The organism is Pseudomonas sichuanensis, assembly GCF_003231305.1.
GTDB lineage: Bacteria > Pseudomonadota > Gammaproteobacteria > Pseudomonadales > Pseudomonadaceae > Aquipseudomonas > Aquipseudomonas sichuanensis.
The window spans coordinates 1-20,253 of the sequence record NZ_QKVM01000050.1 but is presented as its reverse complement, the minus strand read 5'-3'; the positions used below and the strand labels follow the sequence as shown (position 1 = coordinate 20,253).

18 protein-coding genes and 1 tRNA gene are annotated in these 20,253 nt (G+C 64.2%); 13 read left to right on the top strand and 6 right to left on the bottom strand.

The window, feature by feature from the left end; all coding sequences use genetic code 11:
- Positions 1-80: 80 nt before the first annotated feature.
- The 6 genes from fabF to DM373_RS22470 are packed head-to-tail and all read left to right on the top strand — an operon-like array spanning position 81 to position 5,747.
- The gene (gene fabF / locus DM373_RS22495; RefSeq protein WP_110995679.1) at positions 81-1,325 is read left to right on the top strand and encodes a beta-ketoacyl-ACP synthase II; all 1,245 of its coding nucleotides are present in this window, start codon (positions 81-83) and stop codon (positions 1,323-1,325) included.
- Positions 1,325-2,140: an aminodeoxychorismate lyase gene (gene pabC / locus DM373_RS22490; protein ID WP_110995678.1), complete on the top strand. Its 816-nt coding sequence runs from the start codon at positions 1,325-1,327 to the stop codon at positions 2,138-2,140. The genes fabF and pabC overlap by 1 nt, the downstream gene beginning before the upstream one ends.
- Positions 2,141-2,143: 3 nt before the next feature.
- On the top strand, positions 2,144-3,313 hold the full coding sequence (mltG, locus tag DM373_RS22485) for an endolytic transglycosylase MltG (RefSeq protein ID WP_110995677.1): 1,170 nt from the start codon (positions 2,144-2,146) through the stop codon (positions 3,311-3,313).
- Between the two features lie 9 nt (positions 3,314-3,322).
- Positions 3,323-3,955, top strand: coding sequence for a dTMP kinase (gene tmk / locus DM373_RS22480; protein WP_110995676.1), 633 nt, complete (start codon positions 3,323-3,325; stop codon positions 3,953-3,955).
- Entirely contained in the window at positions 3,948-4,934 is a 987-nt protein-coding gene (locus tag DM373_RS22475; protein ID WP_110995675.1) for a DNA polymerase III subunit delta', read from the top strand. The genes tmk and DM373_RS22475 overlap by 8 nt, the downstream gene beginning before the upstream one ends.
- Positions 4,935-4,964: 30 nt before the next feature.
- Positions 4,965-5,747 (top strand): TatD family hydrolase, encoded by a 783-nt coding sequence (locus DM373_RS22470; RefSeq protein WP_110995674.1) that lies wholly within the window; start codon positions 4,965-4,967, stop codon positions 5,745-5,747.
- Positions 5,748-5,985: 238 nt separating this feature from the next.
- On the opposite strand, the gene DM373_RS22465 is transcribed toward DM373_RS22470, so the two are convergent.
- Entirely contained in the window at positions 5,986-7,119 is a 1,134-nt protein-coding gene (locus DM373_RS22465; protein ID WP_110995673.1) for an aminotransferase class V-fold PLP-dependent enzyme, read from the bottom strand.
- Positions 7,120-7,192: 73 nt separating this feature from the next.
- On the opposite strand from DM373_RS22465, the gene DM373_RS22460 reads away from it, so the two are divergent.
- From DM373_RS22460 to DM373_RS22440, 5 genes are all read left to right on the top strand, one after another.
- Complete coding sequence (locus tag DM373_RS22460; RefSeq protein ID WP_110995672.1) at positions 7,193-7,828, top strand: TetR/AcrR family transcriptional regulator; 636 nt, start codon at positions 7,193-7,195, stop codon at positions 7,826-7,828.
- Positions 7,829-7,958: 130 nt separating this feature from the next.
- On the top strand, positions 7,959-8,927 hold the full coding sequence (locus tag DM373_RS22455) for a GTP 3',8-cyclase MoaA (RefSeq protein WP_110995671.1): 969 nt from the start codon (positions 7,959-7,961) through the stop codon (positions 8,925-8,927).
- Positions 8,928-8,993: 66 nt separating this feature from the next.
- A complete protein-coding gene (locus DM373_RS22450) occupies positions 8,994-9,599 on the top strand; it encodes a DUF4823 domain-containing protein (protein WP_110995670.1) in 606 nt (201 codons plus the stop codon).
- Positions 9,600-9,610: 11 nt separating this feature from the next.
- Positions 9,611-10,171 (top strand): DUF1285 domain-containing protein, encoded by a 561-nt coding sequence (locus DM373_RS22445; protein ID WP_110995669.1) that lies wholly within the window; start codon positions 9,611-9,613, stop codon positions 10,169-10,171.
- A 98-nt stretch (positions 10,172-10,269) separates the two neighbouring features.
- Positions 10,270-10,692 (top strand): cupin domain-containing protein, encoded by a 423-nt coding sequence (locus tag DM373_RS22440; RefSeq protein WP_208642823.1) that lies wholly within the window; start codon positions 10,270-10,272, stop codon positions 10,690-10,692.
- 22 nt (positions 10,693-10,714) lie between these two features.
- Here the strand turns inward: DM373_RS22440 and DM373_RS22435 are convergent, their stop codons facing one another.
- The 3 genes from DM373_RS22435 to DM373_RS22425 form a co-directional block, all read right to left on the bottom strand.
- Positions 10,715-11,971, bottom strand: a complete 1,257-nt coding sequence (locus tag DM373_RS22435) for a nucleoside deaminase (RefSeq protein ID WP_110995668.1) — start codon at positions 11,969-11,971, stop codon at positions 10,715-10,717.
- Between the two features lie 276 nt (positions 11,972-12,247).
- Positions 12,248-12,323: transfer RNA gene (locus DM373_RS22430), tRNA-Asn, on the bottom strand.
- Positions 12,324-12,384: 61 nt separating this feature from the next.
- On the bottom strand, positions 12,385-13,581 hold the full coding sequence (locus tag DM373_RS22425; protein ID WP_110995667.1) for an amino acid aminotransferase: 1,197 nt from the start codon (positions 13,579-13,581) through the stop codon (positions 12,385-12,387).
- A gap of 289 nt (positions 13,582-13,870) precedes the next feature.
- Between DM373_RS22425 and uvrB the strand changes: the two genes are divergently transcribed.
- Positions 13,871-15,886: an excinuclease ABC subunit UvrB gene (uvrB, locus tag DM373_RS22420; RefSeq protein WP_110995666.1), complete on the top strand. Its 2,016-nt coding sequence runs from the start codon at positions 13,871-13,873 to the stop codon at positions 15,884-15,886.
- 133 nt (positions 15,887-16,019) lie between these two features.
- On the opposite strand, the gene DM373_RS22415 is transcribed toward uvrB, so the two are convergent.
- Both DM373_RS22415 and DM373_RS22410 read right to left on the bottom strand, forming a co-directional pair.
- Positions 16,020-17,570: an MDR family MFS transporter gene (locus DM373_RS22415; RefSeq protein ID WP_110995665.1), complete on the bottom strand. Its 1,551-nt coding sequence runs from the start codon at positions 17,568-17,570 to the stop codon at positions 16,020-16,022.
- Positions 17,560-18,615 carry an HlyD family secretion protein gene (locus tag DM373_RS22410; RefSeq protein WP_110995664.1) on the bottom strand — a complete coding sequence of 352 codons (1,056 nt, stop codon included), beginning with the start codon at positions 18,613-18,615 and terminating at the stop codon, positions 17,560-17,562. Before DM373_RS22410 ends, DM373_RS22415 begins: the two co-directional genes overlap by 11 nt.
- A 143-nt stretch (positions 18,616-18,758) precedes the next feature.
- Between DM373_RS22410 and gltX the strand changes: the two genes are divergently transcribed.
- Positions 18,759-20,240 (top strand): glutamate--tRNA ligase, encoded by a 1,482-nt coding sequence (gltX, locus tag DM373_RS22405; RefSeq protein ID WP_110995663.1) that lies wholly within the window; start codon positions 18,759-18,761, stop codon positions 20,238-20,240.
- The last annotated feature ends 13 nt before the right edge of the window (positions 20,241-20,253 follow it).

Genomic DNA, 20,253 nt, shown 5'->3' with positions numbered 1-20,253 from the left:
CCTTTAGAGCTTGTTGCCATTTCATTCCATTGCCTTGAGTGCAATGGCAAGAAACTCTGTTATTGGAAAAGGAGAGTACTGTGTCGCGTAGACGCGTCGTGGTCACCGGTATGGGTATGCTGTCGCCACTGGGTACCGATGTACCGAGCACCTGGCAGGGCATTCTGGCTGGCCGCAGTGGCATTGGTCCGATCGAACACACGGATCTGTCTGCCTACTCCACCCGTTTTGGCGGCTCGGTGAAGGGCTTCGAGGTCGAGCAGTACCTGTCGGCCAAGGAAGCTCGCAAGCTCGACCTGTTCATTCAATACGGCCTGGCAGCCGGTTTCCAGGCGGTACGCAATGCCGGCCTGGAGGTCACCGACGCCAACCGTGAGCGCATTGGCGTGGCCATGGGCTCGGGGATCGGCGGCCTGACCAACATCGAAGAAACCAGCCGGACCCTGCACGAACAGGGCCCGCGCCGCATTTCGCCGTTCTTCGTGCCGGGCTCGATCATCAACATGATCTCGGGCTTCCTGTCGATCCACCTGGGCCTGCAGGGGCCGAACTACGCGATCGCCACCGCCTGCACCACGGGTACCCATTGCATCGGTATGGCCGCGCGCAATATCGCCTACGGTGAAGCGGACGTGATGATTGCCGGCGGTGCCGAAATGGCCGCCTGCGGCCTGGGCATGGGTGGCTTCGGGGCCTCGCGCGCGCTGTCGACCCGCAACGATGAACCGACCCGCGCCAGCCGTCCGTGGGACAAGGGCCGTGATGGTTTCGTGCTGTCCGACGGTGCCGGTGCCCTGGTGCTCGAAGAACTGGAGCACGCCAAGGCGCGTGGTGCGACCATTTATGCCGAGCTGGTCGGTTTTGGCATGAGCGGCGACGCCTACCACATGACCTCGCCACCTGACTCGGGTGAAGGTGCTGCGCGCTGCATGGCCAACGCCCTGCGCGATGCAGGCATCGAGCCGCAAGCAGTCAGCTACATCAATGCCCACGGCACTTCGACCCCTGCGGGCGATATCGCCGAGGTGGCGGCGATCAAGCGCGTGTTCGGCGAGCATGCCTACAAGCTGGCCGTCAGCTCGACCAAGTCGATGACCGGCCACCTGCTGGGTGCCGCTGGCGCGGTGGAAGCGATCTTCAGCGTGCTGGCGATCAACAGCCAGATGGCGCCGCCGACCATCAACCTGGACGAGCCGGACGAAGGTTGCGACCTGGACTTCGTGCCGCACCAGGCGCGCAGCATGCCGATCGACGTGGTGCTGTCCAACTCGTTCGGCTTCGGCGGGACCAACGGTTCGCTGGTGTTCCGCCGGTTCGCCGACTGATGCACTGCTGGATCGATGGCCAGGAAGCGACTGCAGTCAATTTGCAGAATCGCGGCCTGGCCTACGGTGATGGTCTGTTCGAGACCATTGCCGTGCATGGCGGCAAGCCCAGCCTGCTGACCCGGCATCTCGACCGCCTGGCACTGGGTTGCCAGCGCCTGGCGATCGACGTTGACCTGATGCTGGTTCGCAATGAACTGTTGCAATTCGCTCAGTTGCTGGGGGAGGGCGTCGCCAAGCTGATCCTTACCCGTGGCGACAGCCAGCGCGGTTATGCCCCGGCGCCCGGTGCCCAGGCGCGGCGTATTCTTCAGGGCAGCCCCTTGCCCGTCTATCCTGCACAACACGCCGAGCTGGGTGTGCGCCTGTTCCCCTGTCAGACACGGCTGGCGGAACAACCGCTGCTGGCCGGACTCAAACACCTCAACCGCCTGGAGCAGGTGCTGGCCCGTGCCGAATGGCAGGACAGTACCTATGCCGAAGGCTTGATGCGCGATAGCCAAGGGCGAGTGATCGAAGGGGTGTACAGCAACCTGTTCCTGGTGCGTGACAAGGTGCTGCTGACCGCCGACCTGAGCCGTTGTGGCGTGGCTGGCGTGATGCGTGGCGCATTGCTCGAACAGGCGCCGTTGTCGGGTCTTGCCGTCGAAGTGCGTGACCTGACGCTGGAAGATCTGCAGCAGGCCGACGAGGTGTTTGTCTGCAACAGTGTCTACGGCATCTGGCCCGTACGTGAATTCGCTGCACTGAACTGGCCGGCAGGCCCGCTCACCCTTAAACTGCAGGCCGTTGCCCGTACGTTACTGGATACCTGATTCGTGAGACGCAAATTCCTGCTGCTGCTGGAAATGGGTTTGATCCTCGCCGGCCTGGCATTGGGCTGGGCTGCCTGGAAGGTCAACTCGGTCCTGGAGCAGCCCCTGCAAGTGGCGCAGGAGCGCCTGCTCGATGTGCCTGGCGGCACCACGCCCAATCGCATGTTCTACCGCATGGAAAGTGAGGGGCTGCTTGATGATGCGCTCTGGCTGCGCCTTTACTGGCGCTTCAACATGGCCGGCACCCCGCTGCATACCGGTGAATACCGCCTGACCCCCGGCATGACCGTGGGGCAGTTGTTCGATGCCTGGAAGCGCGGCGATGTGGTGCAGTACAACCTCACCCTGGTCGAGGGCTGGACCTTCCGTCAGGTGCGTGCCGCAGTGGCCAGGCACGAAAAGATCAAGCACACCCTCGATGACCTGACCGACGCGCAGGTGATGGACAAGCTCGGTCACACCGGCGTCTTCCCCGAGGGGCGTTTCTTCCCCGATACCTACCGCTTCGTGCGCGGCATGAGCGATGTCGAACTGTTGCAGCAGGCCTACATGCGCCTGGACGAAGTGCTGGCCAAGGAGTGGGCCGAGCGCGGCAGCGGCTTGCCGTATCGCGATCCTTACCAGGCGCTGATCATGGCCTCGCTGGTGGAGAAGGAAACCGGCATCCCGCAGGAACGCAACCAGATCGCCGGTGTGTTCGTGCGCCGGCTGCGCCTGGGCATGATGCTGCAGACCGACCCGACCGTGATCTACGGCATGGGCGAGCGCTACAACGGCAAGATCACCCGGGCCGACCTGCGTGAGCCGACGCCCTACAACACCTACACCATCAGCGGCCTGCCGCCCACGCCGATCGCGATGGTCGGCCGCGAGGCGATCCATGCCGCGCTCAACCCCAGCGATGGCAGCAGCCTGTATTTCGTCGCCCGTGGCGATGGCAGCCATGTGTTCTCCGATGACCTGGACGACCACAACAGCGCTGTGCGTGAGTTCCAGCTCAAGCGGCGGGCAGACTATCGCTCCAGCCCCGCACCTGCGGCGCAGCCGGGAGCAGGCGAGCAGCCGGCGCCCGACCAGCAGGCCCCTGCCGAGGCAGCCCCGCCCGAAAGCGACGCTGGCGCGCCTACCGATGAATCCGTGCCGGCCGAGGCGCCGGTACCCGAAAAACAGTAAGGAACACCCGTGAGCGGTTTGTTTATCACCCTGGAAGGCCCCGAAGGCGCGGGCAAGAGCACCAACCGCGACTACCTGGCGGCGCGCCTGCGTGAGCAGGGTGTCGATGTGGTGATGACCCGCGAGCCCGGCGGCACGCCACTGGCCGAGCGTATCCGCGAGCTGCTGCTGGCACCCAGCGACGAGCCCATGGCGGTCGATACCGAGTTGCTGCTGATGTTCGCTGCCCGTGCCCAGCACCTGGCAGAAGTGATCCGCCCGGCCCTGGCACGCGGCGCCGTGGTGCTCTGCGATCGCTTCACCGATGCCACCTACGCCTATCAGGGCGGCGGCCGTGGCTTGTCGGTGGAGCGCATCGCCATCCTCGAATCCTTCGTCCAGGGCGAACTGCGCCCGGACCTGACCCTGGTCTTCGACCTGCCCGTCGAGGTCGGCCTGGCCCGTGCTGCTGCCCGTGGCCGGCTGGACCGCTTCGAGCAGGAGGGCCAGGCCTTCTTCGAAGCGGTGCGCCAGGCCTACCTGCAACGCGCCGCCCAGCAGCCGCAGCGCTACAGCTTGCTGGATGCCGCTCAGCCGCTGGGCGCGGTGCAGCGTGCGATCGATGCGCTGCTGCCGGGCCTTCTGGAGCGTTGCCGTGGCTGAAGCCTACCCCTGGCAGCAGGCGCTCTGGCAGCAACTGGCCGGGCGCAGCCAGCATGCCCACGCCTACTTGCTGCATGGGCCCCAGGGTATCGGTAAGCGTGCCCTGGCCGAGCGGCTGATGGCGCGGCTGTTGTGCCAGGCGCCCCAGGGGCTGGATGCCTGCGGGCAGTGCAAGGCGTGCCTGCTGCTCAAGGCCGGCAGCCATCCGGACAACTTCGTGCTGGAGCCAGAAGAAGCCGAAAAGCCGATCAAGGTCGACCAGGTTCGCGAGCTGGTGTCGTTCATCGTGCAGACGGCCCAGCAGGGCGGGCGCAAAGTGGTGCTGATCGAGCCAGTGGAGGCGATGAACGTCAACGCGTCCAATGCCTTGCTCAAGAGCCTGGAGGAGCCTTCCGGCGATACCGTGCTGCTTTTGGTCAGCCACCAGCCCAGCCGCTTGCTGCCCACCATCAAGAGCCGTTGCCAGCAGGTCACCTGCCCGCAGCCGAGCCTGGCCCAGAGCCGTGCCTGGCTGGCCGATGCCCTTGCCGACAGCGCCGAAGACGAGCGTGAGGAACTGCTGACACTGGCCGCCGGCTCGCCGCTGATGGCTGTCAGCCTGCAGGCGAAGGGCGTGCGCGAGCAGCGCGCGCTGGTCACCGAGGGTGTGAAGAAGCTGCTCAAGCAGCAGCAGTCGCCCAGCCAGCTGGCCGAAGCCTGGAACAACGTGCCGTTGCTGTTGTTGTTCGACTGGTTCTGCGACTGGTCGCACCTGATCCTGCGCTATCAGCTGACTCAGGACGAGGACGGGCTAGGCCTGGCCGACATGCGCAAGGTGCTGCAGTACCTGGCGCAGAAGAGCCGCCAGGCCAAGGTGCTGGAGGTCCAGGCGTGGATCCTGGAGCAGCGCCAGAAAGTGCTGGGCAAGGCCAACCTCAACCGTGTGCTGCTGCTCGAAGCCTTGCTCGCCCATTGGGTGCAGCTGCCGGGCATGCGCTGATCTCCATCGTTCATTCATGTGTGTGTTCCCATGCTCGTAGATTCCCATTGCCACCTCGACCGTCTTGACCTCAGCGCCCATCAGGGCTCCCTCGATGCTGCCCTGCAGGCCGCGCGTGAACGCGGCGTCGGGCATTTCCTGTGCATCGGCGTCAGTGCCGAGAACGCCGGCGCGGTCAAGGCGCTCAGCGAGCAGTACGCCGACGTCGATTGCTCGGTGGGGGTGCACCCGCTGGACCTGGCGCCGGGTGAAACCCCGGCCCTGGAGTGGCTGCTGCGCGAGCTGGCTCATCCGCATGTGGTGGCCATTGGCGAGACCGGCCTGGATTATCATTACGAGCCCGAAGCCGCCGAGCTGCAGCAGGCCTCCTTCCGCCTGCACCTGGAAGCCTCGCGGCAGACCGGCAAGCCGGTGATCGTGCATACCCGTGCGGCCCGCGAGGACACCCTGGCCCTGCTGCGTGAAGCCAACCTGCCCCAGGCCGGAGTGCTGCACTGCTTCACCGAAGATTGGCCGATGGCCAAGGCTGCGCTGGACCTGGGCTATTACATCTCGCTGTCCGGCATCGTGACTTTCCGCAACGCCGATGCCCTGCGCGAGGTGGCCCGGCAGGTGCCGGTCGATCGCCTGCTGGTGGAGACCGATTCGCCGTACCTGGCGCCGATCCCGCACCGCGGCAAGCCGAACCTGCCGCAGTACGTGCGGGAGGTGGCCGAATATGTCGCCTCGCTGCGCGGGGCCAGCTATGAGCAGCTGGCCGAGCAGACCACCGCCAACTTCAAACGCTTGTTCCCGCTGGCACGGGTGGCCTGATCCGCAGTTCGTCGCTGGCGCCCGGGCAAAAAAAACCCGGGTTCTGGGGGGGGAATCCGGGTTAAGACCATTAGGAGTAAAACAAAGGTACGCGGTCCCTGGGCACCTTTATCGGCGCGCCACTTGGGGGGGATGCGCCGCGCCAACACTTCAAGTATTGGCCAGGATTGGCGCCCTGCCAGCGCTCACTGATCGTTTTTTAAACAGATTTGGAATACGTCGGCGGTCCCTTGGGCGATCAGTGCATGGCGATTTGCCTGACCAGCCGCAGTGCTTCGTCGATCAGGTGCTCATCGGTATAGAAGTGTGGGGAAAAACGCACGCCAGGCCCGCGCAGGGCGCAGATCACCTGCTGGTTGCTTAGCGCTCGATAAATGTCGGCATTGGCGCGGCCGGCCACAGTGAAATTGACGATGCCTGCGCGGCGCCTTGGGTCTGCCGGGCTGTGCAACTGCACCCCCGGGATCGCCGTCAGCCCCTGGTGCAGTTGCTCGACGCGATGCCCGAGTTGCTCTGCAACCACATACATGCCGACATCTTCCAGCAACGACAGGCTGGCCTCCAGCGCACAGGCACCGAGCATGTTCGGGCTGCCCGGCTCGAAGCGTCGGGCGCTGCGCGCCGGTTGCCAGGTGCGGCGCTCGAAATCGCCCAGCTGTTCGAGCATGTGCCAGCCGTAGGCATGCAGTTTCAACCGCCTGCGCAGGGCACTGCGGCAATAGAACACCCCCAGGCCCTCGGGGCCGAGCATCCACTTGTGGCCGTCGGCCATGGCGAAATCGCACTGGTAGTGCTGCACGTCGAAGGGCAGGGCGCCAATCTGCTGGATGGCATCGACGCAGAACAGCACGCCCCGTTGGCGACAGCCCTGGCCCAGGCGGGCAAGGTCCAGGCGCAGGCCGCTGGCGAACTGCACGGCACTGACCGCCAGCAGCCGGGCGCGCGGGCCACAGGCCTGGAGCAGCGCGGCCTCGGGGTCATCCCCGGCCAGGCTGGTCTCGATCACATCGACGCCTTGATCCGCCAGTGCCTGCCAGACCACGCGATTGGACGGGAACTCTTGGTCGCTGATGATCACCTGGTCGCCGCGTTGCCAGTCGAGGCCGAAGGCAACCAATGACAAGGCTTGCGAGGTATTGCCCAGCAAGGCGATGTCGCCTGTGGACGGCGCATTGAGCAGGCGCGCCAAGCGCTCGCGCAGGCGTCGTTCAGTGGCCAGCCAGGCCGGGTAGTCGCTGGCGCCCCGCTGCAGGTTGTCACGGGCGAAGCGCGCCACGGCATCAGTGGCCCGGCGCGGCCATGGAGCGATGGCCGCGTGGTTCAGGTAGCACAGGCCCGGAGCCTGCTCGAACTCATCAAGAAACACAGACATGCTTGGAAGATCCGTGCAATTTGCCGCCAGTTAGGCATAATAATCCGCTTCGATTGTCATCCTAGTCCTACCTATGCACAAAGAACCTCGTAAGGTCCGTGAATTTCGCCGCCGCGAGCAGGAAATCCTCGATACGGCGCTCAAGCTGTTTCTCGAACAGGGTGAAGACAGTGTCACCGTCGAGATGATCGCCGACGCCGTCGGCATCGGCAAAGGCACGATCTACAAGCACTTCAAGTCCAAGGCGGAGATCTACCTGCGCCTGATGCTCGACTATGAGCGTGACCTGAACGAGCTGTTGCATTCCGCTGACGTCGACCGTGACAAAGAGGCGCTGTCGCGCGCCTACTTCGAGTTCCGCATGCGCGATCCGCAGCGCTACCGCCTGTTCGACCGCCTGGAAGAAAAGGTGGTCAAGGGCAACCAGGTGCCGGAAATGGTCGAGCAGCTTCACAGCATTCGTGCCTCCAACTTCGACCGCCTGACGCAGCTGATCAAGGGCCGCATCAGCGAAGGCAAGCTCGAGGACGTGCCGCCGTACTTCCACTATTGCGCGGCGTGGGCGCTGGTCCACGGTGCGGTGGCGCTGTACCACTCGCCGTTCTGGAGCAACGTGCTGGAAGATCAGGAAGGCTTCTTCCAGTTCCTCATGGACATCGGCGTGCGCATGGGCAACAAGCGCAAGCGCGACCCAGAAACCGCGAACTGAAGCGGCCCGGGCGGTGCTTGCCGGCCCTCGGCGAGCATCGCGTGATTCAGCCTTCGACAGGAAGACTTGCAAAAACCTGATTTATGAGTCAGGTTTTGCCGGTTCGTTTCTTCCATGCCGGAGTCACCCCATGATCGTCGATCGTCAAGGCAGGCGCTTTCGCAACCTGCGCGTCAGCCTGACTGCTGCCTGCAACTACGCCTGCACCTACTGCGTGCCCGACGGCAAGCGCCTGGTGGCGGCGCAGGACGAGCTGGGGGCCGAGGCGCTGGGGCGCGGCGTGGCCTATCTGGTCGAGGCCGCCGGTGTCGAGCGCTTGCGCATCACTGGCGGCGAGCCGCTGATCAGCCCGCGGCTCGAGGGCTTCCTGACCGCGGTGGCCGGGCTCGGGCTGGAGGACATCAGCCTCACCACCAATGGCCAACTGCTTGCCCGCAAACTGCCGCTTCTGCTTGCTGCCGGCATCCGCAGGCTGAATGTCTCGCTCGATACCCTCGACCCCCTGGCGTTTCGCCGTATTGCCCGTGGCGGCGATCTGGCCAGCGTGCTCGACGGCATGGCCCAGGCCAGCGCTGCCGGCATGGCGATCAAGGTCAATATGGTGCCCATGCGGGGGCAAAACCTCGATCAGGTACTGCCGCTGCTCGACTACTGCCTGCAGCAGGGTTACGAGCTGCGCTTCATCGAACTGATGCGCATGGGCCACCTGGCCCGTGACAGCAACGCCTTCGGGCAGCAGTTCGTGGGGCTTGAGCAACTGCTCGCGCTGATCGGCGAAGCCCATGAGTTCGAGCAGGCGCAGCGCCCGGTGGATGCGACCGCGCTGCGTTATCGCATACCCGGAAAAGGGCACTTCGGGGTGATCGCCAACGAGAGCGTACCCTTCTGTCGCGCCTGCTCGCGGCTGCGCTTGTCGTCCACCGGCTGGTTGCATGGTTGCTTGTCCTCAAGCAACCGTCACTTTGTCGGCGACCTGCTGGACAAGCCGCGCCACCAGGCCCTGCCAGCGTTGCAGCGCTTGCTGGTGAAGGCACTGGCGGACAAGCAGGACCAGGCGTTCTCCGGCGATGTGATGGTGATGAAGGTGATCGGCGGCTGACTCTGGCGCAAAAGCTGCATCTGGCGGCTATTCGCCGGTTTTTCGTCACCGGCCTCTGGAGGAAAGATGCGTAGCCTGGTCTTGCTGCTGGCGCTGATGGCGTTGGGCGGTTGCATGAAAGTCAGTGACATGGGGGAGGAGGTCCGTGACCAGATGAGCGACGTGGGCCTGCTGGACCACAGCAACACCACCCGTACCCTGTCAATTCGTCTGCAGCCCGATTCGTTCATCTTCATTGGCCAGGGCGCGTTCATGCCGCCTGGCAAGGGGCCGCAGCCGCGCCAGAACGCCGTGGCCGAGGAAGCCTTCAAGAGTTTCATCGAGTATTTCCCGCTGGTGCGCCGCGCCCAGGGCCCGCTCGGCCTGGAAGACGCGATCGCCGAAGCCCGTTCGGTCGGCGCCGATTACGTGCTGTACACCCGCTTCGCTCGCACCGACGACCGTATCGGCAATGGCGATGAGTGGTATGACGAACAGGCCGTCGACCGCCTGGGCTGGGACACTGGCGTGGTGCAGATGATGCTGATCGAGACCAACACCCGCTACCTGATCGATACCGCGCGCATCAAGAGCCGTGGCGGTTTGTTGACGTTCCACGACAATACCCCGCAGGATTTGCTTGCCGCGCCCATGCGCGAGTACGCTCGTAGCCTCCTGGGCATGAGCAAGTAAGCGAGCGTGATATGACCGACTCCGGCAAGGCCAGCGATCTCCTCAGCCAGATCCCCGCACACAAGGGGCTGCCGCCGGTGCATCTGTGGAACCCGGATTTCTGCGGCGACATCGACATGCGCATCGCCCGTGACGGCACCTGGTACTACCTGGGTACGCCGATCGGGCGCAAGCCGATGGTCCGGCTGTTTTCCACCATCATCCGCCGCGATGGCGACGACTACTTCCTGGTCACGCCGGTGGAAAAAGTCGGTATTCGCGTTGATGACGCGCCCTTCGTGGCGGTGCTGCTGGATGTGCAGGGGAGTGGCGAGCAGCAGGTGCTGCGCTTCACCAGCAACGTCGACGATCAGGTCGAAGCCGGCCCGGCCAACCCGCTGCGGGTAGTGATCGACCCGATCACCCAGGAGCCTGCGCCCTATGTGCTCATGCGTGGCAATCTCGAGGCGCTGATTCACCGCAACGTGTTCTACCAGTTGGTGGAGCTGGCGGTGCCGCAGACCATCGAGGGCGAGCAGTGGCTCGGGGTGTGGAGCCATGGCCGGTTCTACCCGATCGGGCGCGACGCCTGAGCGAAGATCGGCCTCCTGCTTTTTCCGCGGATTGGCCGTTTCTCCTGTAGCGGGCGGGGCATAACCTGAGGGCCACAGCCAATCAGGAGATTCCCTTCATGAGCATTCCCCGTCTTTCCCTCTGCGTGTTTGCCACCCTCGGCTTGCTGGGTACCAACGTGCCTGCCTGGGCGCATGGTGACGCGCAGCATCCCGACCAGGTGAAGATTCTCCAGGAGCAGTTGCCCAGCAATGCTCCTGGCAAGAAAGCGGTGATGCTCACCGTCAGCTACGCACCGGGCCAGGCATCGCCCGCCCATCAGCACCCAGGCGCGGTCATGGCTTATGTATTGGAAGGTGCAGTCGTCTCGAAGCTCAACGACGAGCCGCAGAAAACCTACAAGGCTGGCGAGTTCTGGTACGAAGCGCCCGGCACCGTGCACAGCGTATCGAGCAATGCCAGCAAGACCGCGCCGGCCAAGCTGCTGGTGTGGAGCCTGGTGGACGAGGGGCGGCCAGTGACCGAACCCCTGTCCCGATGAGTCGCCCGTCTGGGCGTCGTGGCTACAGTTCGCGCTGCACGGCGCTGATCAGGGCCGTGTCCAGCACTTGGCTGGGTGCCACCTGGACGCTCTGGGTATAGAAGGGCGGCAGGTTCTGCGCCAGTTGCGCCACGGCCTGGGCACTGACGCCGGCAGGCAGTAGCACATACTGCAAGTTGGAGGGGAATGACTGCGGTACCGGCCCTTCCATGGTTGAGCCGTAGGCGCCAAAGGTCATCACCGCCTGGCTGGTCGCCGGGTCAGGGATATACAGGAACACGAAGGTGCCGTATTTGGGGTGTGTGAGGCATTGCTTCGCCTGGGCGCGTACAGCAGGGTCGTTGTCGTTCATCAGCTTCCAACGCAGTTCGGCATAGCCACGCGTGGTCTCCATGAACGCGGTGCGGATTGGCGACTGCTTCTCCACGCCCCCCAGGCAGGCCAACAGGTTGCCGAACGGGTCGAGCAAGGCCACGGCGTTCATGGTGTCGGCCTGCCGGGCGGTTTCGATCAGTGGGCGGGCCAGTTCCTGCCCGGGCATGCGCGGGTTGGCGCTGCTCACCTTGAGGCTCCAGGGGCTCAGTGCGGCCAGGGCCTGCCGGACTTTGCTGTCGGCGGGCAGCGAACTCGGGTTGCGCAACTGGTCAGGTGGCAGGCCACTGTTGTTGCTAGCGTCACGCACGTTGGACACGCTGGCGTCGAAGATCGAACCGGTGAGGCTGAAGGCTGCGGCATCGATACCGCAGCCGGCATAGACCGGCCCGCTGCCTGCGCCCTGATAGGGGCGGTTGATCGGCGCGGCAACCGCATAGTAGCCCCAACTGGCCTGCGCCTTCTGGCGCACGGCGGGTGGCAGGCTGGGAAAATCGAACTGGCTGTTGAAGTTGATCCCCGCGTAGGTGTCAATGGCGCTGACCGCCACGTTGAAGCCGGCAGTCAGCAGCGAGCCGGCGCACATGGCGCAGGGGTCGAGGGTGGTCACCACGGTCAGTTTTTCCGGCGCTGGCAGGCCCAGACGTTGGCGGTTGGCAAAATACCAGTCCACCAGCTGTCGTTCACCGTGGGCGGTCGGATCGTGGGGCAGGAACGGCGGTTGCGCGGTACTGCCGGGGTAGGGCATCAGCACATTGTTGTGCAGGGCGGCGAGCACGTTGCCGGTGGCATTGTCGATGATGCAGCCACCAACTGCGAAGGTGCCTTGCTGGCTGGCCAGAATGGCCTGGTTGGCAACGAGTTCCACCGCTTGCTGGGCATTTTGGGCGGTCTGCTTGGTTTCCATCTTGACTCCCTGTCGTTGAGGCGCCGGATGCGCATGCAGACGATAGTTCAGGGCACTTGGAAAACAAGGGGCGTGTGCAAAAGAACCGGCAGTGCCTACCTGGTTGGCGAGACAGTGCAGGCGTTGCCACGGGCAAGCTGATTTGGGCTGGCCATTGAGAGCGTTCACACGGTTGGAAGCAGCGGCAAGCAGCTACACGGCAAAACGAAAAAACCCGCCAGGCGGCGGGTTCTTCGGGTGTTCAAAGACTGTGGAGGCAATCTTTGCAACGCTGTTTGGCTCCGCGACCTGGACTCGAACCAGGGACCCAATGATTAACAGTCATTTGCTCTACCGACTGAGCTATCGCGGAATTTCGGCGTATCTTACCGGTTGCCAGGGGGAAGTCAAGCTTCCCCTTGGCAATCAAGGAGTTACAGTACTTCTACGATGGCCTTGGTGACCACGTGGATGTTGCTCTGGTTCAGGGCTGCGACAGCGATGCGGCCGGTGTCCAGGGCATAGATGCCGAACTCGTTCTTCAGGCGTGCCACTTGCTCCACGGTCAGGCCGGAGTAGGAGAACATGCCGGCCTGGCGGCCAACGAAGCTGAAGTCGCGCTTGGCACCGTACTCGGCCAGCAACTCGACCATCTGCTTGCGCATGCCATGGATGCGGGTGCGCATCTCGGCCAGTTCGGCTTCCCACATCTGGCACAGCTCAGGGCTGTTCAGCACGGTGGCGACGATGGTCGCGCCGTGGGTCGGCGGGTTGGAGTAGGTGGTGCGGATCACGCGCTTGACCTGCGACAGCACGCGGGTGCTCTCGTCTTTCGAGGCGGTGACGATCGACAGCGCGCCGACGCGCTCGCCGTACAGCGAGAACGACTTGGAGAACGAGCTGGACACGAAGAACTCCAGGCCCGACTCGGCGAACAGGCGCACGGCGAAGGCGTCTTCGGCGATGCCGTCGCCAAAGCCCTGGTAGGCCATGTCGAGGAACGGCACGTGGCCTTTGGCCTTGACCACTTCCAGCACGTTCTTCCAGTCGTCCAGCGACAGGTCGACGCCGGTCGGGTTGTGGCAGCAGGCGTGCAGCACGATGATCGAGCCGGAGGGCAGGTTGTTCAGGTCTTCGAGCATGCCGGCACGGTTGACGTCGTGGCTGGCGGCGTCGTAGTAACGGTAGTTCTGTACCGGGAAGCCTGCGGTCTCGAACAGTGCGCGGTGGTTTTCCCAGCTCGGGTCGCTGATGGCAACCACGGCGCCCGGCGCCAGGCGCTTGAGGAAGTCGGCACCGATCTTGAGCGCGCCGGTACCGCCGACAGCCTGCACGGTCACTACGCGGCCGGCGGCCAGCAGTGGCGATTGGGCGCCGAAAATCAGCTTTTGCACGGCCTGGTCGTACTGCGCGATGCCATCGATCGGCAGGTAGCCGCGGGAGGCGTGCTGGGCGGCACGCTGAGTCTCGGCTTCGATCACCGCGCGCAGCAGCGGAATGCGGCCTTCCTCATTGCAGTACACACCTACGCCCAGGTTGACCTTGTCGGTACGTGGGTCGGCATTGAATGCTTCGTTGAGGCCCAGGATAGGGTCGCGGGGTGCCAGCTCGACAGCGGAAAACAGGCTCATTGTTACCTTGGCTCGGATAGGAGAGTGATAGGGGTTGCCACGCTCCAGCCGAATGCACTGAAGCGGTGCACAAACGGGGAGTCAGTATAGTGATACCGCCCGGTCACTGCGACAGTCTGGCGCAGCTTTTCCAGTTGTTTGCGCAAATATTTTTCGACCATTGGTCGAATTGCCCGGTCCATTGCCATGCAGGCTGCCGGGCCGGGCTTGAAAGCCGCGCCCGGCGGGCGCATTTGCGTATAGACTACTGGCTAAATTTACAGTTGCCGCGACATTCACGAGGTCCGTCATGTCCGAGTTCCAGCTCGTCACCCGATTCCAGCCGGCCGGCGACCAGCCCGAGGCCATCCGCCAGATGGTCGAGGGCATCGAGGCCGGGCTTTCGCACCAGACGCTGCTGGGCGTGACCGGCTCGGGCAAGACCTTCAGCATCGCCAACGTCATCCAGCAGGTGCAGCGCCCGACCCTGGTGCTGGCGCCGAACAAGACCCTGGCGGCGCAGCTTTACGGCGAGTTCAAGGCGTTCTTCCCGAACAACGCGGTCGAGTACTTCGTCTCCTACTACGACTACTACCAGCCCGAAGCCTACGTGCCGTCGTCGGACACCTTCATCGAGAAGGATGCCTCGATCAACGACCATATCGAGCAGATGCGCCTGTCGGCGACCAAGGCGTTGCTGGAGCGGCGCGACGCGATCATCGTCACCACCGTGTCGTGCATCTATGGCCTGGGCAGCCCCGAGGCGTACTTGAAGATGGTCCTGCACGTCGACCGTGGCGACCAGCTCGACCAGCGTGCGTTGCTGCGGCGCCTGACCGAGCTGCAGTACACCCGCAACGAGATGGACTTCGCCCGCGCCACCTTCCGCGTGCGTGGCGATGTGATCGACGTGTTCCCGGCCGAATCGGACCTGGAGGCCATCCGCATCGAACTGTTCGATGACGAGGTGGAGAACATCGCCGCCTTCGACCCGCTGACCGGCGAGGTGATCCGCAAGCTGCCGCGCTTCACCTTCTACCCCAAGTCGCACTACGTCACGCCGCGCGAAACGCTGCTCGAAGCGGTGGAGGGCATCAAGGAAGAGCTCAAGGAGCGCCTGGAGTACCTGCACAAGCACAACAAGCTGGTCGAAGCTCAGCGCCTGGAGCAGCGCACTCGCTTCGACCTGGAGATGATCCTCGAACTGGGTTACTGCAACGGCATCGAAAACTACTCGCGCTATCTTTCCGGGCGTCCGGCCGGTGCGCCGCCACCCACGCTGTACGACTACCTGCCGGCGGATGCACTGCTGGTGATCGACGAATCCCACGTTTCCGTGCCCCAGGTCGGCGCCATGTACAAAGGCGACCGCTCGCGCAAGGAAACGCTGGTGGAGTACGGCTTCCGCATGCCATCGGCACTGGACAACCGCCCCATGCGCTTCGACGAGTGGGAGGCGGTCAGCCCGCAGACCATCTTCGTTTCCGCAACGCCCGGCCCTTATGAAGCTGAGCACGCCGGGCGCGTGGTCGAGCAGGTGGTGCGCCCCACCGGCCTGGTCGACCCGCAGGTCGAAGTGCGTCCCGCGCTTACCCAGGTGGACGACCTGCTGTCGGAAATCGGCAAGCGCGTCGCCCTGGGCGAGCGGGTGCTGGCCACCACCCTGACCAAGCGCATGGCCGAAGACCTCACCGACTACCTGGCCGATCACGATGTGCGGGTACGCTACCTGCATTCGGACATCGACACTGTCGAGCGGGTGGAGATCATCCGCGACCTGCGCCTGGGCACCTTCGACGTATTGGTGGGCATCAACCTGCTGCGCGAAGGCCTGGACATGCCGGAAGTGTCGCTGGTGGCCATCCTCGATGCCGACAAGGAAGGTTTCCTGCGTTCCGAGCGCTCGCTGATCCAGACCATTGGCCGTGCGGCGCGCAACCTCAACGGCAAGGCAATCCTCTACGCCGACAACATCACCGGTTCCATGCAGCGCGCCATCGACGAGACCGAGCGGCGCCGGGCCAAGCAGGTTGCATTTAACGAAGCCAACGGCATCGTGCCCAAGGGTGTGGTCAAGGACATCACCGACATCATGGAAGGTGCCACCGTGCCCGGTGCGCGCAGCAAGAAGCGCAAGGGCATGGCCAAGGCGGCAGAGGAGGCCGGGCGTTACGAAGCCGAGTTGCAGACCCCGGCCGAGATCACCAAACGCATCAAACAGTTGGAAGAGAAGATGTTCCAATTCGCCCGCGACCTGGAGTTCGAGGCCGCCGCGCAGTTGCGCGACGAGATCGGCAAGCTGCGCGAGCGCCTGATCGCCAGCTGAGCAGCCGGTATCGGTGTTGGCTTCTTCGCGGATAAATCGGGGCGCCGAACCGCCGCTCCCACAGGTTACCCGCTGCCTGTGGGAGCGGGTTTACCCGCGAAGAAGCCAGCGCATTACCCATGTTCGGTACCCGTCAGTGCGCTTCCCCTGCCTTCAACCCCTGCGGCAACTTGCGTGTCAACAACACCGCCAGCATGCTCACCGCCAACCCAATCCCGACGAAGTGGAACGCATCGTTGTAGGCCATGATCATCGCCTGCTGGTGGGTGATCTCACTGAGCTTGCCCAGCGCCGCGGTGTCGTTGCCCAACCGCTCGGTGAGTTGCGCCAGGCGCTCGGCCACTTGCGGATTGCTCGGCACCAGCGCCTCACGCAGGTAGTCGAAGTACACCTTGGCCCGCGCATCCAGCAAGGTCGCCAGCAAGGCGATGCCAATCGCGCCGCCGAGGTTGCGCAGGATGTTGAACAGGCTCGACGCTGACCCCGCATCCTGGGGTTGGATGTAGGCGGTGGCGATCAGCGAGATGGTCACCATGATCATCGGCTGGCCAAGGGCGCGGATCACCTGGATCTGGTTGAACTGCGGCCCGGCGAAGTCCGGGTTGAGCACCCCCGAACTGAAACTGGCCACACCAAACAGGCAAAAGCCCAGGGCGCACAGCAGCTTCGGCGAGATCACCTTCATCAGCAGCGGCACCAGTGGAATCAGGAACAGCTGCGGCACCCCCATCCACATGATCACCTCGCCGATCTGCAGGGCGTTGTAGCCCTGGATCTGTGCCAGATACAGCGGCAGCAGGTAGATCGAACCGTACAGCCCCACACCCATGCCCAGGCTGGCGATGCTGGATAAACCGAAGTTGCGGTTGCCGAGGATACGCAGGTTGATCAGCGGGTGCGGGCGGGACAGCTGCAGGATCACGAACAGGATCAGGCTGACCAGGGCGACACTGCCCAGGCTGACGATCAGGCTGGATTCCAGCCAGTCCTTGCGGTGGCCTTCTTCAAGGAACACCTGCAGGCAGCCCAGGCCCAAGCCCAGGCTAACGATCCCGGCGTAGTCGGTGCTTTTCAGCAGCTCCCAGTGGGCTTCTTTCTTTTCCAGCCCGTACATCAGCCCGGCAATCATCAGCAGCCCCGGCGGGATGTTGATGTAGAAGATGTATTCCCAGCCCCAGTTTTCGGTCAGCCAGCCACCCAGGGTCGGGCCGATCGACGGGGCGAAGGTGGCGGTCATGGCGAACATGGCCATGCCCTTGGCGCGGTGGTGCTCCGGCAGCTTGATCAACGTCAGGGTGAACGCCAGCGGGATCAGTGCGCCGCCGGTGAAGCCCTGCAGGGCGCGGAACACGATCATGCTTTCCAGGTTCCAGGCCATCGAGCACAGCAGCGACGAGGCCAGGAAACCCAGCGACACCCACACCGCCAGGCGCCGGGCCGACAGCAGCTGCACCAGCCAGGCGGTCAGCGGGATCATGATGATCTCGGCCACCAGGTAGGAGGTGGAGATCCACGAGCCTTCCTCGAGGGTGGCCGACAGCGCGCCCTGGATGTCCTTGAGCGAAGAGTTGGTGATCTGGATGTCCAACACCGCCATGAAGGCGCCGAGCATCACGCTCATCACCGCGATCCAGTCGCGCCGGGTGGGCTCTGCGCTGGGCCGCAGCAGTTGGTCACCGGCCATCGCGGCTGTCGTCCTGGCTGCGCAGGTCGACGGTGGCCGTCACCGACATGCCCGGGCGGATGCGGCCATGCAGCGGGTTGTCGGCGGCGAAGGTCAGCTTGACCGGAATGCGCTGCACCACCTTGGTGAAGTTGCCGGTGGCGTTGTCTGGCGGCAGCAGGCTGAACTGTGCCCCGGATGCGGCGAACAGGCTGTCGACGCGGCCTTCGATCGGGGTGTCGGGGTAGCTGTCGAACAGCAGTTCGGCGCGCTGGCCAGGGTGCATCTTGCCGATCTGGGTTTCCTTGAAGTTGGCCTGCACCCAGATGTCCTGGTCCGGAACGATCGACAGCAGGTAGGCGCCGGCCTGCACCACCTGGCCGTTGCGCGCGCTGCGCTGGCCGATGGTGCCGCTGATCGGCGCGTGGATCTCGCAGCGGGTCAGGTTGATCTCGGCCTGCGCCAGGTCGGCGCGGGCATTGGCAATCTGCGCATCGAGGCGCTTGAGTTCGGCGCTCAGGGCGTCAACCTGCTGGCGCTGGCCCTTGAGGTCGGCCTGGGCCTTGTCCACCTGGGAGCGGGCCACATGGCTCTCCGCCGAGAGGGTGGTGACCCGCTCTTCGGAAACGAAGCCAGGCTTGCGCAGGGCCTGGGCGCGATTGAGGTCGAGCTGCGAGCGGTCGAAGCTGGCCTGGTTGGCGGCCACCTGGGCCTGGCCGGCGGCAATCAGGCTGCCTTGCTGTGCCAGCCGGCTCTGCGCCTGCACCCGTTCCGCTTCGCGAGTAGCCAGCGCGGCGCGGGCGCGGGCCACGGCCAGTTCGAAGTCGGCCGCTTCAAGGCGTACCAGCAGGTCGCCCTTGTTGACGTGCTGGTTGTCTTCCACCTTTACGTCATCGATGCGCGCGCCGAGCTGGCTGGATACGCGGGTGATTTCGCCCTGTACATAGGCGTTGTCGGTGCTCTCGAAGAAGCGCCCCTTGAAGTACCAGTGGGCGAGGAAGGCGAGGGCGATCAGTGCGACCAGGGTGATGAAGATCAGCAGGCGACGTTTGAGTTGGGCGGGCATGAGGACTATGGTTCCAAAAGTGTAAGCAAATTTAACAACCGCAACCGGCACCGTCACAAGTGACGATAGCGCCATTGCTGGAGCCCAGTGCCCGCTCCCTGCTAACATCCCGCCTTTGTTTGAATCTTCGTTCGAGACTCTCCATGACCACCGTTCGCACGCGTATCGCGCCATCGCCCACTGGCGACCCCCATGTCGGCACTGCCTACATCGCCCTGTTCAACTACTGCTTTGCCAAGCAGCACGGCGGTGAGTTCATCCTGCGTATCGAAGACACCGACCAGTTGCGCTCCACCCGCGAGTCGGAACAGCAGATCTTCGACGCCCTGCGCTGGCTCGGCATCGAATGGAACGAAGGCCCGGACGTCGGCGGCCCGCACGGCCCCTACCGGCAGAGCGAGCGTGGCGAAATCTACGCCAAGTACGCCAAGGAGCTGGTCGATGCGGGCCACGCCTTCTACTGCTTCTGCACCGCCGAAGAGCTGGAGCAGATGCGTGCCGAGCAGATGGCCCGCGGCGAGACCCCGCGCTACGACGGCCGCGCCCTGCTGCTGAGCGATGAAGAAGTGCAGCGCCGCCTGGCTGCCGGCGAGCCGCACGTGATCCGCATGAAGGTGCCGAGCGAAGGCATCTGCGTGGTGCCGGACATGCTGCGCGGCGATGTCGAGATCCCGTGGGACCGCATGGACATGCAGGTGCTGATGAAGAACGACGGCCTGCCGACGTACTTCCTGGCCAACGTGGTCGACGATCACCTGATGGGCATCACCCATGTACTGCGTGGTGAAGAGTGGCTGCCTTCGGCGCCCAAGCTGATCAAGCTGTACGAGTACTTCGGTTGGGAGCAGCCCAAGCTGTGCTACATGCCGCTGCTGCGCAACCCGGACAAGAGCAAGCTGTCCAAGCGCAAGAACCCGACCTCGGTCACCTTCTACGAGCGCATGGGCTTCATGCCCGAAGCGATGCTCAACTACCTGGGCCGCATGGGCTGGTCGATGCCGGACGAGCGTGAGAAGTTCTCGCTGGCGGAGATGGTCGAGCACTTCGACCTGTCGCGCATCTCGCTGGGTGGCCCGATCTTCGACATCGAGAAGCTGTCCTGGCTCAACGGCCAGTGGCTGCGTGAGCTGCCGGTGGAAGAGTTCGCCGCGCGCGTGCAGAAGTGGGCCTTCAACAGCGACTACATGATGAAGATCGCCCCGCACGTGCAGGGCCGGGTTGAAACCTTCAGCCAAGTTGCTCCGTTGGGTGGCTTCTTCTTCGAAGGTGCATTGAAGCTTGACGCCAAGCTGTTCGAGAGCAAGAAACTGTCGGCCGACCAGGTGCGCCAGGTGATGCAGCTGATCCTGTGGAAGCTGGAAAGCCTGCGCCAATGGGAGAAAGACCGCATCACCGCCTGCATCCAGGCGGTGGTCGAGTCGCTGGAGCTCAAGTTGCGCGATGCCATGCCACTGATGTTTGCCGCCATCACTGGCCAGGCCAGCTCGGTGTCGGTGCTCGATGCCATGGAAATCCTCGGCCCCGACCTGACCCGCTACCGTCTGCGCCAGGCCATCGACCTGCTGGGCGGCGTGTCGAAGAAGGAAAACAAGGAGTGGGAAAAGCTGCTGGCGAATATCGCCTGATAGCGGCTTCTGC